Origin of the sequence: Novosphingobium kalidii (genome assembly GCF_040534015.1) — a bacterium.
Taxonomy (GTDB): Bacteria; Pseudomonadota; Alphaproteobacteria; order Sphingomonadales; family Sphingomonadaceae; genus Novosphingobium; species Novosphingobium kalidii.
Map to the genome: position 1 here is coordinate 42,103 of NZ_JBEWLY010000012.1, position 13,262 is coordinate 55,364.

Below are 13,262 nucleotides of genomic sequence, written 5' to 3' on the forward strand. Positions count from 1 at the left end.
GTCTCAATCGCCGCCGACGCGCTCCACTTGTGCGCCGAGCAGCGAAAGTTTCTCCTCAAGCCGCTCATAGCCTCGGTCGAGATGGTAGAGGCGGTGCACTTGCGTTTCGCCTTCTGCTGCGAGGCCGGCGATCACCAGGCTCATGGACGCGCGCAGATCGGTTGCCATGACTTCCGCGCCATTCATTCGCGAGACGCCATGAACAATGGCGGTGCGGCCCGAAGTCTCGATCCGCGCACCCATGCGGTTGAGTTCCGGCACGTGCATGTAGCGGTTCTCGAAGATGGTCTCGGTCAGCACGCTCGAACCTTCGGCGCGACACAACAAAGCCATGAGTTGCGCCTGCATGTCGGTGGCGAACCCCGGGTAAGGCGCAGTGGCCAGAGTAACCGGCCGCAATTTTCCGTCGGCGGCGACGTGCAAGTCATCCCCGCGCGGCTCAACGTGCACTCCAGCGCTGCGCAGCGCCTGGACGGTTGCGTCCATTTCCTCGATCCGGGTACCGGCCAGAGTCACCTCGCCGCCGGTGATCGCCGCGGCACAGGCATAGCTGCCCGCTTCGATGCGATCGGGCATGACCCGGTACGTGGCTCCGTGCAGGCGAGGCACCCCGTGGATGGTGAGTTCGCTGGTGCCGATCCCTTGGATCTGCGCGCCCATCGCGACCAGCAGGTTGCACAAGTCAACGATCTCCGGCTCGCGCGCCGCGTTGTGGAGCGTCGATTTGCCCTTGGCGGTCACCGCCGCCATCAGTGCGTTCTCGGTCGCCCCCACAGACACGACCGGGAACGAGTAACGCCCGCCGGGCAGCCCGCCATCAGGCGCGATCGCACGCACATAGCCTGCCGCCATTTCGATGGTGGCGCCCAGCGCCTCCAGGGCCTTGAGATGCAAGTCGATGGGCCGATTGCCGATGGCGCAACCGCCCGGCAGCGACACCGTTGCTTCGCCCATGCGCGCGAGCATCGGGCCCAGCACAAGAATCGAGGCGCGCATCTTGCGCACCAGATCGTACGGCGCGACGTTGCTGGTGATGCGAGTCGCCGCCAGCGTCATCACCCGACCGAAGTCTTCGGGCCGCGAGCCCGCGATGGTGGTGGAGACGCCAAACTGATTCATCAGATGCTGGAAGCCGTCGATGTCAGCCAGGCGCGGCAGGTTGCGCAGCGTCAAAGGCTCGTCAGTCAGCAGTGCGCAGGGAAGCAGAGTCAGCGCCGCGTTCTTGGCGCCGGAAACGGGAATCGTGCCCGAGAGGCGCGTGCCGCCCCGGATGATAATCTTGTCCATCGCCGCCCTTTAGCGGGTTTCCCCTGAGCGGCAAGCAAGGGGCAACCGCAATCCGCCTGCAACCGACCAGCCGATATCTCTTAACGAACGAACCCGCGCCACGTTCATGCGATCGCAATCCAGCTATGTCAGCGATTGCGCTGCAAGTGCGAAGGCGCTTTAACTGGCGGCCACAATCAGGGGGTAACCAAAGCCGATGTCTCAGAACAATTTCCGCAAGCCTGTCCGCAAGGCCGTGTTCCCCGTCGCCGGCCTCGGCACTCGCTTTCTGCCCGCTACGAAGGCGATCCCGAAGGAATTGCTGCCGATCGTCGATCGCCCGCTGATCCAGTACGCCGTCGATGAGGCCCGTGAAGCTGGAATCGAAGAGTTCGTTTTCGTCACCGGACGGGGCAAGACCGCTATCGTCGAGCACTTCGACGTTGCGTATGAGCTTGAGGCGACAATGCGCGAGCGCGGCAAGTCGCTTGATCCGCTGGAGCCTACGCGCATGCAGCCTGGCAATCTCACCACCGTTCGCCAGCAGGTTCCGATGGGCCTGGGACACGCGGTCTGGTGCGCCCGCGCAGTGGTGGGGAACGATCCCTTCGCCATCTTCCTGCCCGATGAGCTGATGTACGGCTCGCCCGGCTGCATGGCGCAGATGGTGGAAGCCTACAACGAAGTGGGCGGCAACCTGATCTCGGTGCTCGAAGTGCCCAAGGAGGAAGTCTCCAGCTACGGCGTGATTGCGCCTGGCGCCAGCAAGGGTGCACTGACCGAGGTCAAGGGTCTGGTCGAGAAGCCGAAGGTTGAAGAAGCGCCTTCCAACCTCATCGTGTCCGGCCGCTACATTCTTCAGCCCGAGGTCATGGATCTGCTGGCGACGCAGGGCAAAGGCGCAGGCGGCGAGATTCAGCTCACTGACTCGATGGCCAAGCTGATCGATACGCAGCCCTTCCACGCCGTCACCTTCAAGGGCCGCCGTTTCGACTGCGGCTCGAAGCTTGGCTTCGTCGAAGCGACGCTGGCGATCGCGCTCGACCGGAAGGACATGGGCTCCGACGTGCGTGCAATCGCGGAAAAGCTGCTAAAAAACTGATCCCGCCAGACCGTTGCGGTTCTGCTCCAGAGCCGCAACGGCGCGCGACGCCGGTGCGGCGCTTCTCAGCGCCTCGCCGATCAGCAGCAGCGCGGGACCATCGCCCAGCGCGGTCTTCGCGCTGAGCGCCAGCAGGTCCAGCCGAGTCAGGAAGACGCGCTCCTCCGGCAAGCTGGCAGATTCGACGAGCGCGACGGGCGTGTCGGCCGTGAGCCCCTCGGCCATCAGCCGACTGGAAACCTCGCCGGCGGCTGCCTTGCCCATGTAGACCGCCAACGTGGCTTCGGGATCGGCGAGCCGTGTCCAGTCGAGGTCCAGCGGCTCCCCTGCCCGCGCATGAGCGGTGACGAAGATCAGCTTGCGGGCAAGTCCGCGTAGGGTCAGCGACGTTGCGAGACTCGCGGCTGCCGCGCTCGCCGCAGTGACGCCAGGACAGACCTGCACCGTCAGCCCCGCCTCCCGGCAAGCCTCCAGTTCCTCCGTCGCACGACCGAAGATGGAGGGATCGCCGCCTTTCAGGCGCACCACTCTCTCGCCCGCAAGCGCCGCCTCGACAATCAGCTTGTCGATCGTCTTCTGATCCTTCGAATGCCGGCCTGAGCGCTTGCCGACATGCACCAGACGTGCGGACCGGCGCGCCATGTCCAGTATTTCCGGGCCGACAAGCGCGTCGTAAAACACAACACTGGCCTCCCCGATCAGTCGCTCTGCCTTGCGCGTGAGAAGTTCGGCATCGCCGGGGCCAGCGCCCACGAGCCAGACCGAACCGGCGGGGAAATCATCGCGCTTCATTCGGCTGCCTCCATTGCGGCTTCTTCGTTCAAGGCTTGCAGCAAGCGGGCGATGGCGGGGCGGCAGCTGCCGCAGTTGGTGCCGGCCTTGGTCGCCGCTCCCACCGCCGCCACTGTCGCGGCGCCAGCATGGCAGACGAGCCCGATGTCCGCCTCGCCCACTCCATGGCAAACGCATACGATCGCACCGCGATCCGGCAGCGGAGTGGAAGGGCGTCCAGCGAGCAGTTCGATGGGCTGCGCGGCCTGGCCCAATTGCGCCGCCACCCACTCGCGCCGTGGCAACTCGCCCGAGCGCGTCAGATAGACGGCCGCAAGTAACGTGCCCTCCGGTGAACGCACCGCAATTCGGCGCATGCCACGCGCGAGGTCGACAACTTCCAGCCGCTCGCCCGCCGGCAGCAAAGCATCGAGATCGACAGGACCGTCACCGGCCAGTTCCGTCAGCCAACCACCACCTACGCGAGAGCGGCACCAGTAGAGCAGCCCAGCGGGCGCGGCCGCCTCGCGGCTGGCAAGGAACGCGCGCCATTCAGGTTCGACCGGCATCACGCGGGCGGCAGAGTTCTTGAAGCCGGGCTGCCCCGAGACCGGGTCCGCAGCCTGTCCCGGCAACCGGTTGGCACGCGCTCCACCGGCCATGACGTCGGTCCAGTGCATCGGCACGCAGATTTCACCGGGACGCTGCGCAGGCGTGACGCGAACGCGGAACACGCTTGCACCGCTCGCGGTCTCCACGCGAGCGAGGCCGCCATTGGAGAGGCTGTGCGTCAGCGCATCGTCCGGATGGATCTCCAGCAAAGGCTCAGGCCGATGCTGCGAGAGCGTGGGAGACAGACCGGTGCGTGTCATCGTGTGCCACTGGTCGCGGTAACGCGCGGTGTTGAGCCGCAATGGGTAGGCGGCATCGGTCGTCCGTGCGGGTGGCGTAACCGCGACCAGTCGAGCCCGCCCGCTGGCCGTAGGGTATCCCTGCGCGAGCGGGCGAGCACCGCCCCATTGGAATGGCGCCATGGTCTCGTATGCAACGTCGGAGAGGTCGGCCCAGGCTGTGAAGTCGAGGGCCTTGCCTCGTTGGCCCGCAAGGCTGGTCATCGCGGCAAACTCGCGGAACACTGCGGCAGGCGTGTTCCATTTGAAGGACACACCCCAGCCCATCCGCGCCGCAACGTCGGCAACGATCCGCCAGTCCGGCCGCGCCTCTCCCGGCGCCGCGAACAAGGCGCGCTGGCGGCTGACGCGGCGTTCGGAGTTAGTGACAGTGCCGTCCTTCTCACCCCAGGCCAGCGCGGGTAGGCGGACATGGGCGAAGCGTCCCGTGTCGGTGTCCGCGATGACGTCGGACACGACCACGGTCGGGCAACGCGCCAGCGCTTCGCGCACGAAGGCGCTGTCGGGCATCGAAACAGCGGGATTTGTCGCCATGACCCAGAGGAACTTGATGTCGCCGCGATGGACAGCACGGAACATCTCGACTGCCTTGAGGCCAGGGCCGGTGCAGATGTTCGGCGCCTGCCAGAAATCGGCAGCGGCGGCGCGCTCCTCGTCCGAGAAGCCGAGGTGGCAGGCGAGCATGTTCGCGAGCCCACCGACTTCCCGCCCGCCCATGGCGTTGGGCTGGCCGGTGATCGAGAACGGCCCTGCGCCCGGCGTGTTGATGCGCCCCGTGGCGAGGTGGAGATTGATGATCGCGTTGCCCTTGTCGGTGCCACACACCGACTGGTTCGCGCCTTGACTGAACAGAGTGACCATACGCGGATGGGCCGCGACAAGTTCGGTAAGCTGCGAGAAGATCGCATCCGGCATGCCAGCGCCGCGGGGTAGGCTGGCCCAGAAGCCGTCGTCTATGTTCACGCGCTCGGAAAGGTAGGCCTCGTCCACGAGGCCCCGCTCACGCATTGTCGCCAGCAGAGCGTTGAACAGGGCAACGTCACCGTCGGGCGCAACGGCCACGTGCAAGTCTGCCTGCTCGGCCGTCTCGGTCCGGCGCGGGTCGATGACGACAAGCTTGGTCCCGCGCTTCTCGCGCGCGGCCTCGATCCGCTGCCACACCACCGGATGACACCACGCCGTGTTCGACCCGACCAGCAGGATCAGGTCCGCCTCGTCCAGGTCGGAGTAAGAGCACGGCACCACATCCTCGCCAAAGGCGCGGTTGTGGGCGGCAACCGCGCTCGCCATGCAGAGCCGCGAATTGGTGTCGATGTTGCCCGAGCCGATGAAACCTTTCATCAGCTTGTTCGCGGCGTAATAATCTTCGGTGAGAAGCTGGCCCGAGACGTAGAACGCCACCGAATCTGGCCCGTGCTGGTCGATGCAATCGCGCATCTTCCCCGCAACGAGATCCAGCGCATCGTCCCAGTCCGCCTGCTCCTCCCCAATCATCGGGTGGAGCAAGCGACCTTCCAGCCCGACCGTTTCGCCCAGGTGCGTGCCTTTCGAGCACAAGCGCCCTGCGTTGGCGGGGTGTTCGCTGTCTCCGGCGATCCGCACCGAGCGCTCGCCCGTGACGGTCGCGCTGATCCCGCAACCGACGCCGCAATAGGCGCAAGTGGTGCGGATCGGCTGCTTCACGCCGCTTGCACCGCCAGCGCGCGGGGCGAAAGGACCGCCGAGCGCTTGAGGTAGATCCGCCCGGCATCGACCTTGAGCGGGATCGTCGGAACACAGCCCTCGTCAGAGCCCAGCGCATTCCCGCTGCGCAACGAGATGTTCCAGTTGTGCAGCGGACAGGTCACCACGTCGCCGTGGACAATGCCCTGGCTGAGCGGACCCTGCTTGTGCGGGCAGGAATTCACCAGCGCGAAGAACTCGCCCCGCATCGTATGGAACACCGCGATTTCCTCACCGCCTTCAACGGGCAGAGTGCGCGCAGTGCCGGGTTCGATCTGCGTCTTGGGGCCAATGTCGAGCCAATCGCCAATCATCAGGCGTTCTCCATCTCTGGTGCGACGACCATCGGGCGGACAGTCGCGATGTGGGCGTGAAGGTCGCGGCGATCGCCCTGGGCGCGCTTGGCCCAGGGGTCGTCCTGCGAGAACTGCTGCGAGTAGCGGAAGCGTGCAGCGTACTGGCGCACAGCGTCGGGATCGGTGAGCAGCTTTTCCTTGATGTACTCAAGGCCGACGCGCTCGATCCAGGGCGCGGTGCGTTCCAGATAGTGCGCTTCCTCGCGGTAGAGTTGGGTAAAGGCGGCGCACATCTCCATCGCCTCCTCCTCGGTACCGACTTTGCACAGGAAGTCCGTGGCGCGAACCTTGATGCCGCCGTTGCCGCCGACGTGCAGTTCGTATCCGGAGTCTACGCAGACCACGCCGAAGTCCTTGATCGTCGCCTCCGCGCAATTACGGGGGCAGCCGCTGACCGCGATCTTGAACTTGTGGGGCATCCATGAACCCCAGGTCATCTGCTCCAGCTTGACACCCAGCCCCGTCGAGTCCTGGGTACCGAAGCGACACCATTCCGAACCTACGCACGTCTTCACGGTGCGTAGCGACTTGCCGTAGGCATGGCCCGAAACCATCCCGGCGGCGTTGAGATCGGCCCATACGGCGGGCAGGTCTTCCTTCTTGATCCCAAAGATGTCGAGCCGCTGGCCGCCGGTGACCTTGACCATGGGGGCGTCGTACTTCTCCACCACGTCGGCGATGGCCCGCAACTCGCGCGGATTAGTGAGGCCGCCCCACATGCGCGGAACCACGGAATAGGTGCCGTCCTTCTGGATGTTGGCATGCATGCGCTCGTTCACGAAGCGGCTCTTCTGATCGTCCACGTACTCGCCCGGCCAGGCGCAGAGCAGGTAGTAGTTGAGCGCGGGCCGGCACGAGGCACAGCCGTCAGGCGTCGACCAGTGCAGCTCCTGCATGACTTGCGGGATCGCCTTCAGATCCTTCTCCAAGATCAGGCGCCGCACATCGTCATGGCCAAAGCTGGTGCACTTGCAGAGCGTTTTCACCTCACGCGCGCCGCCGTAGTCCTCACCCATGGTGAGGGCGAGCAGCGACTCCACGATGCCCGTGCAGGAGCCGCAGGAGCCGGAGGCCTTGCAGGTCGAGCGCACCGCATCGAGCGAGCAGGCACCGTCGAGGATGGACTTGACCACCGTGCCCTTGGAAACGCCGTTGCACCCACAAACCTCGGCCTCGTCCGAGAGGGCGGCAACGGCGGCGTTAGGGTCCGAGAGAACGCCCCCCGATGCGAAGGCTTGTCCGAAGATGAGGCCTTCGCGAATATCCGATACGCTTTCGCCCCTCTTAAGAAGGTCGAAGTACCAGTTCCCATCGGCGGTATCGCCATAGAGGACGGCGCCGATCAGCTTATCTTCCTTGAGGACGACGCGCTTGTACACGCCGCGGGAGGCATCGCGCATGACGATGTCCTCGCAGCCCTCGCCGCCAGAGAAGTCGCCGGCGGAGAACAAGTCGATGCCGGAGACCTTGAGCTTGGTCGAAGTGACAGAGCCAAGATAGCCGCTGGGCGCGCCCGTCACATGGTCAGCCAAGGCGCGGCACATTTCCCACAGCGGTGCGACGAGGCCGTAGCAAAGGCCCTGGTGCTGCACGCATTCGCCCACAGCCAGCACGCTCGAATCCGAAGTGACCATGTGGTCATCGACCATGATGCCGCGTTCGCACTCCAGCCCGGCGGCTTTGGCGAGACCGGTCGAGGGGCGGATACCTGCGGCCATGACGACGATGTCTGCCTTGATACGGGTCCCGTCCTCCAGCTCGATGCCAACGACCTGCCCCTCGACGCCGTGGATCGCCTTGGTGTTGGCACCCGTCAGTATCGTTTGGCCGCGGCGTTCCAGCTCCGTCTTGAGCAAATACCCGGCAGCTTCATCCAGCTGGCGCTCCATGAGCGTGGGCATGAGATGAACGACAGTGACCTTCATGCCGCGCAGCGCAAGGCCATGCGCTGCTTCGAGGCCCAGTAAGCCACCACCGATCACCACAGCGTCGCCACCCTTCTCAGCGGCAGCCAGCATCTTGTCGACGTCATCGAGGTCGCGGAACGTGACGACGCCGTCCAGATCGTGACCGGGGATCGGAATGATGAAGGGATCGGAGCCGGTGGCGATCAGCAGGGTATCGTAAGGCTCTACGCGCCCCGAGCGAGCGACGACGCACTTGTGCTCGCGGTCGATGTGGTCGACCCGATCGCCAGAGACGAGAGTGATCGCGTTGTCCGCGTACCACTCGGCAGTGTTGATGACGATCTCGTCGAAGCTCTTGTCGCCGGCAAGCACGGGGGAGAGCATGATGCGGTTGTAGTTCACCCGCGGCTCGGCGCCGAAGATCGTCACGTCGAAGCGACCCCGATCGCGCGCAAGGATCTCCTCGACGGCGCGGCATCCGGCCATGCCGTTGCCGATCACCACGAGCCGCTCGCGAGCTTGGCCCGGAAGCTTCCCCTTCTCGAAGTTCATCGGTGCATTCACATCACGTCTCCATTCCCGAGACGCGCACAACGAAAAAAGCCGCCAGCGTTCCCTGTGGGGAACACGGGCGGCTTCATTGCCACGCGTCTGTCAGTTGGTAGGCGAGGCGCTGATCGTCCCTCGTCGGACGGCGCTCAATCGCTTGCGAATCTTGTAACCGATTCGCGGGTTCAGCGGCAAGCGATTTTGCAGTGCAGCAAAAGAATATGCCGTACTACCAGCTTCGATACGGCAGGAACTTGCCCGACATCGTCACCTCGATGCGATCGCCCTTCTCGTTCGGGATCTTCTCGATCTGCATGTCGAAGTCGATCGCGCTCATGATCCCGTCGCCGCCCTTCTCCTGGATCAGCTCCTTCATCGTCTCGCCGTAGACACCGACGATCTCGTAAAGGCGATAGATGCACGGGTCGGTCGGAACGGCCTGGTCGAACATCTTCTTGGGGTATTCGGCCAGCACCACAGCCGCCTCCTGCGGCAGGCCCAGCCCCGTTGCCACTTTCTCCGCGACGTCACGCGGCAGGCTGTTCATGCCGAGGCACGCGGAGGTCACGAAGACTTCGCCCAAGCCCGCCATGTTGGCGATCTCGGCCCAGGTCGTGCCGCCTGCGCGCTTTTTCTCCATGATCATCTCGGTCACGTCGGCCTTGGTCATCATCGTGCAATCATCCTTGAAAGAGCGCCGGAGGCACTGCGCCTCCGGCGGAAGCGTCAAGCTCAGGCGGCGATCTTGATGTCGGGCTTGCCGACGCTGCGCTTCGGCGAAGTGCGAGCGTGGGTGCTGTAGAGCATCAGCCCGGTGAAGGTGACGCCGCCCACCAGGTTGCCGAGCACGGTCGGCACCTCGTTCCACCAGAAGTAATCGCCTACAGTGAAGTCACCGCCCAGCATCAGCGCGGTCGGGAACAGGAACATGTTCACCACGGAGTGCTCGAAGACCATGTAGAAGAACAGCATGATCGGCATCCACATGGCGATGACCTTGCCGCTCACCGAAGTGGAGATCTGCGCGCCGACGACGCCGGTCGAGACCATCCAGTTGCACAGCATGCCGCGCACGAAGATCGTCATCCAGCCGGCGGCTCCGAACTCGGCATAGCCCAGCGTGCGCGCCACGCCCGTGCCGGCAAGCTTTGCGCCCACTTCGCTGGGCGGGGTGGAAAAGCCGTTGGTGAAGTAGATGGCCATGAGGAAGGCCGTGGTCAGCGCGCCCGCGAAGTTGCCGGTGAACACCAGCCCCCAATTGCGGAACACGCCGCGCCAAGTGCAACCGGGGCGCTTGTCCCACATTGCCAAGGGCGCGAGGACGAATACCCCGGTGAGCAAGTCGTAACCCAGCAAGTAAAGCATGCAGAAGCCGACCGGGAACAGGATCGCTCCCGCGAGCGGCTGCCCCGTCTGCACGTTGATGGTGACGGCAAAGGCGGCGGCAAGCGCCAGCGTCGCGCCCGCCATGTAGGCACGCACTAGCGTGTCTTTGGTGGACATCATGATCTTGGATTCACCAGCATCGATCAGCTTGGTGACGAACTCGGCGGGTGCGAGGTAGGACATGCGATCTTACTCCCTCAGAGGGCAAATTCGGCTTGGAGCCAGAACTTCTCGGTGTCGGTGGTGCGGGGATTGGCCGCGCGGTAATTGGCGTATTTGGCGAGAATGCCGACCTGGCCGAGCTTGAACGCGACGTGGGCATCCCACTCGGTGCCGTACTCGATGTCGCCCACGTCACTGTCGAACTGGTGGTAGACGACGGCTGCATTGAGGCCGGGCAGCGCCTTCACCTGAGTGAACGCGTAACTCACAGCGCCATAGGCATCCTGCAGCCCTTGTGCGGGCGTTGTCAGGAACAAGTCGGCGGTTCCGTTGAACTTGTGCAGTGTGGCGAGCGGGGTCTGCAGCGCGGCGCCATTGTCCGACCCCAGCTTCTCCCAGCCGCCGCCGAGGCGAAGCCCGGCGAAGGTCACGCCGCCGTCCGCCAACACATAATCGACGGCATAGTCGCGCGGGTTGCGCTGCCAGTCGGACTGGCGAGCGTATGATCCGGTGAGGTCGAGCTTCACCCGGGGCGTGACCGGCAGCACGGTATTAGCGCGCAGCCCGTATGTCTGTGTGGAATTCGCCAGTTGCAGGGGATCGTTGAAGTCCAGCAGGTAAGCAAAGGCTTTCACCTGCACAGGCCCTGCTTTCACGCCGCCATTCAGGAAGATCAGGTTGCCGTCGTAAGCCTGACGCGGACCGGCATCGGTGCCGAACAGCGTGCGCTGGCTCCATGCATAAGTCGCGTCGAGAGTGACAGGGCCAAGCTTACCCTCGCCCCGTACAGCATCGAAAGTCTGCTCGTTCTGCCGCCAGTCGACGGAGCCAACCCAGCGCTGATCGTCCAGGTTGATGCGTTGGCGCCCTGCGGTGACGCCGGTGCCGTCCACCTTGTAGGCCACTTGCAGCCGGTTCAGCTCCACGTTCTGCGGGTCGGGCACGACCGAATAGCCCAGCCGTCGCTGGCTGGAGCCGGGCACTGGAAAGGGAAATGCGTTGTAGTTGTCGACGATCGCCAGAGTGCCCTCGCCCTCAGCCAGAACCGACACGTTGCGGTAGCGGAACTCGGCGCCTGCCCTCAGCCGCATCGTCACGGCATCGGCATAAAGGCCCAGATCGGGCTGATCGACGTGCTCGTACCGCAGCTTACCCGCGATGATCGGGTCGATGCTGAACGCATCCGACACCTGCACCGGGTCTCCCGGCTGGGCGAAAGCGGGCGTGGCAAGCGCCAGCGCGCCAGCCGCTGCAGTCATGGTCAGGATGGATCTCATACACACTGCCTCCCTCACGGCGGGCGCATGAACGCACCGCCAGGTCCCGGATGGGACCGGAAGGCAGACTTCTTTGCCTGCCGCTGTCCGGGCGCTCCCTCACGCCCGATTTTGGCTGCCTTTATGGACGGACATCATTGCCCGCCCGGCGCTTATCCCTGTTCAGGCCGCCTTCGCGGCGGGCCCATGATTGTATTCGGCAAGGAAGCGCAGGACTTCCTGGCGGTACTGGTAGAACCTGTCATCCTCCAGCAGCGCCTTGCGATCACGCGGGCGCGGCAAGTCGACCTTTAGGATCTTTCCGATGGTGGCGTTCGGACCATTGGTCATCATCACCACACGATCAGCCAGCAGAATTGCTTCATCGACATCGTGCGTGACCATGATCGCTGTCACCTTCGTGCGATTCCAGGTTTCGACCAGCACGTCCTGAAGGTCCCAGCGCGTCAGGCTGTCGAGCATCCCGAAAGGCTCATCCAGCAGCAGCAGCCTTGGACTGAGAGCGAAGGCGCGGGCGATGCCAACGCGCTGGCGCATGCCGTTCGACATTTCGGCGGCCAGCTTGTCCTTTGCATCGGAAAGGCCGACGCGGTCGAGGTAGTAATCGACGATGTCGCGCCGCTCACCCTTCGTCGTGTGGGGGTAAACCCGCTCCACTCCGAGCGCCACGTTCTGACGCGCGGTGAGCCAGGGCATCAGGCTGGGCGCCTGGAACACCACGGCCTTGTCCGGCCCGGCCGTGCTGATCTCGCGGTTGTCCAGCACGACGCCCCCGGAACTGATGGGGTTCAACCCCGCAGCCATCGTCAGCACGGTCGACTTGCCGCAACCGGAATGGCCGATGAGCGAAACGAACTCGCCTTTATCCATCAGCAAGTTGAAATCCTCGACCACAGTGAGCGGTCCCTTCGGGGTAGGATAGACCTTGTTGAGCTTGAAGAACTCTAGGTAGCGCCGCTCCACGGCTGACTTTGCCGCGTCTTGATAGGCCTTGGGCAAAGTGCCCGCGAACAGATCGATGGGCGTAACTTGCGGCAGTGGCACGCCGCTCTCGCCAACAGTGCCGCCCGCGTTCAGCATGCCAAGATAGCCCACGATCTCGCGGCGCAAGGACTGGAAGTGCGCGTCGTCATTCACAGCCTCGCGGTCGCGGGGGCGCGCAACGTCGACGGTGACGATACGGCCGATCCGTGCGGACGGCGCCGGTGTCAGGATGGCTACGCGATCAGCCAGAAGCAGCGCTTCGTCCACGTCGTTGGTGACGAGGATGATCGTGCGCTTCTCTTCCTTGCGAATGCGCTCGATCTCATCCTGCAGCTTGGCGCGGGTGAGCGCATCGAGTGCCGAAAGCGGCTCGTCCAGCAGCAGGATTTCCGGCTCCATCGCCAGAGCACGCGCCACCGAGACGCGCTGGCGCATGCCGCCCGAAAGCTGCGCCGGCTTGCGGTCCATCGCATGGCCAAGGCCGACAAGCTCGACCTTCTGCTTCACGAGGGCGGCACGTTCGGCGGCGGAGCGGTCCTTGTGGACGGCGTCAACGCCAAGCGCGACGTTCTTCTCCACCGTCAGCCAAGGGAAGAGCGAATACGATTGGAAGACGAGGCCCCGGTCCTTGCCCGGCCCATCGACGGGCTGGCCGTGCAGCAGGATCGTGCCCGCGTCCGGCTTCACCAGGCCGGCAATCGCCGAGATCAGCGTCGTCTTGCCCGCGCCGGAGAAGCCGAGGATAGCGATGAACTCGCCCTCCTCCACGTCGAGGTCGATGCCATCGAGCACGCGGGTGACCGCGCCGGAGTTTCCGATGTAGCTCTTGCTGACGCCCTGAAGCGAGAGGATCGTGGCCATGGTTGTTT

At 64.6% G+C, this 13,262-nt stretch carries 10 protein-coding genes; 1 reads left to right on the top strand and 9 read right to left on the bottom strand.

The genetic code is table 11. From position 1 onward, the window contains the following. Positions 1–3: 3 nt before the first annotated feature. Entirely contained in the window at positions 4–1,287 is a 1,284-nt protein-coding gene (gene murA / locus ABVV53_RS06515; RefSeq protein WP_353983583.1) for a UDP-N-acetylglucosamine 1-carboxyvinyltransferase, read from the bottom strand. Between the two features lie 196 nt (positions 1,288–1,483). Between murA and galU the strand changes: the two genes are divergently transcribed. Then, the gene (gene galU / locus ABVV53_RS06520; protein WP_353983584.1) at positions 1,484–2,368 is read left to right on the top strand and encodes a UTP--glucose-1-phosphate uridylyltransferase GalU; all 885 of its coding nucleotides are present in this window, start codon (positions 1,484–1,486) and stop codon (positions 2,366–2,368) included. Here the strand turns inward: galU and cobA are convergent. The 8 genes from cobA to ABVV53_RS06560 all read right to left on the bottom strand — a co-directional run bounded on the left by cobA (position 2,357) and on the right by ABVV53_RS06560 (position 13,254). Further along, positions 2,357–3,160 carry a uroporphyrinogen-III C-methyltransferase gene (gene cobA, locus ABVV53_RS06525; protein ID WP_353983585.1) on the bottom strand — a complete coding sequence of 268 codons (804 nt, stop codon included), beginning with the start codon at positions 3,158–3,160 and terminating at the stop codon, positions 2,357–2,359. The genes galU and cobA overlap by 12 nt on opposite strands. Next, a complete protein-coding gene (locus ABVV53_RS06530; protein WP_353983586.1) occupies positions 3,157–5,733 on the bottom strand; it encodes a nitrate reductase in 2,577 nt (858 codons plus the stop codon). Before ABVV53_RS06530 ends, cobA begins: the two co-directional genes overlap by 4 nt. After that, positions 5,730–6,086 carry a nitrite reductase small subunit NirD gene (nirD, locus tag ABVV53_RS06535; RefSeq protein WP_353983587.1) on the bottom strand — a complete coding sequence of 119 codons (357 nt, stop codon included), beginning with the start codon at positions 6,084–6,086 and terminating at the stop codon, positions 5,730–5,732. The genes ABVV53_RS06530 and nirD overlap by 4 nt, the downstream gene beginning before the upstream one ends. Then, positions 6,086–8,587, bottom strand: a complete 2,502-nt coding sequence (nirB, locus tag ABVV53_RS06540) for a nitrite reductase large subunit NirB (RefSeq protein WP_353983615.1) — start codon at positions 8,585–8,587, stop codon at positions 6,086–6,088. Before nirB ends, nirD begins: the two co-directional genes overlap by 1 nt. Before the next feature lie 226 nt (positions 8,588–8,813). Beyond that, a complete protein-coding gene (gene cynS, locus ABVV53_RS06545) occupies positions 8,814–9,257 on the bottom strand; it encodes a cyanase (protein WP_353983588.1) in 444 nt (147 codons plus the stop codon). A gap of 59 nt (positions 9,258–9,316) precedes the next feature. Beyond that, complete coding sequence (locus ABVV53_RS06550; protein WP_353983589.1) at positions 9,317–10,153, bottom strand: formate/nitrite transporter family protein; 837 nt, start codon at positions 10,151–10,153, stop codon at positions 9,317–9,319. Between the two features lie 14 nt (positions 10,154–10,167). Continuing rightward, on the bottom strand, positions 10,168–11,409 hold the full coding sequence (locus ABVV53_RS06555) for an alginate export family protein (RefSeq protein WP_353983590.1): 1,242 nt from the start codon (positions 11,407–11,409) through the stop codon (positions 10,168–10,170). Between the two features lie 162 nt (positions 11,410–11,571). After that, entirely contained in the window at positions 11,572–13,254 is a 1,683-nt protein-coding gene (locus ABVV53_RS06560) for an ABC transporter ATP-binding protein (RefSeq protein ID WP_353983591.1), read from the bottom strand. Between the last annotated feature and the right edge of the window lie 8 nt (positions 13,255–13,262).

Bases quoted from the DNA above. Each gene is read 5' to 3' on its own strand.
- murA (WP_353983583.1), bottom strand. From the start codon at position 1,287: ATGGACAAGATTATCATCCGGGGCGGCACGCGCCTCTCGGGCACGATT.
- galU (WP_353983584.1), top strand. From the start codon at position 1,484: ATGTCTCAGAACAATTTCCGCAAGCCTGTCCGCAAGGCCGTGTTCCCC.
- cobA (WP_353983585.1), bottom strand. From the start codon at position 3,160: ATGAAGCGCGATGATTTCCCCGCCGGTTCGGTCTGGCTCGTGGGCGCT.
- nirD (WP_353983587.1), bottom strand. From the start codon at position 6,086: ATGATTGGCGATTGGCTCGACATTGGCCCCAAGACGCAGATCGAACCC.
- nirB (WP_353983615.1), bottom strand. From the start codon at position 8,587: ATGAACTTCGAGAAGGGGAAGCTTCCGGGCCAAGCTCGCGAGCGGCTC.
- cynS (WP_353983588.1), bottom strand. From the start codon at position 9,257: ATGATGACCAAGGCCGACGTGACCGAGATGATCATGGAGAAAAAGCGC.
- ABVV53_RS06550 (WP_353983589.1), bottom strand. From the start codon at position 10,153: ATGTCCTACCTCGCACCCGCCGAGTTCGTCACCAAGCTGATCGATGCT.
- ABVV53_RS06555 (WP_353983590.1), bottom strand. From the start codon at position 11,409: ATGAGATCCATCCTGACCATGACTGCAGCGGCTGGCGCGCTGGCGCTT.
- ABVV53_RS06560 (WP_353983591.1), bottom strand. From the start codon at position 13,254: ATGGCCACGATCCTCTCGCTTCAGGGCGTCAGCAAGAGCTACATCGGA.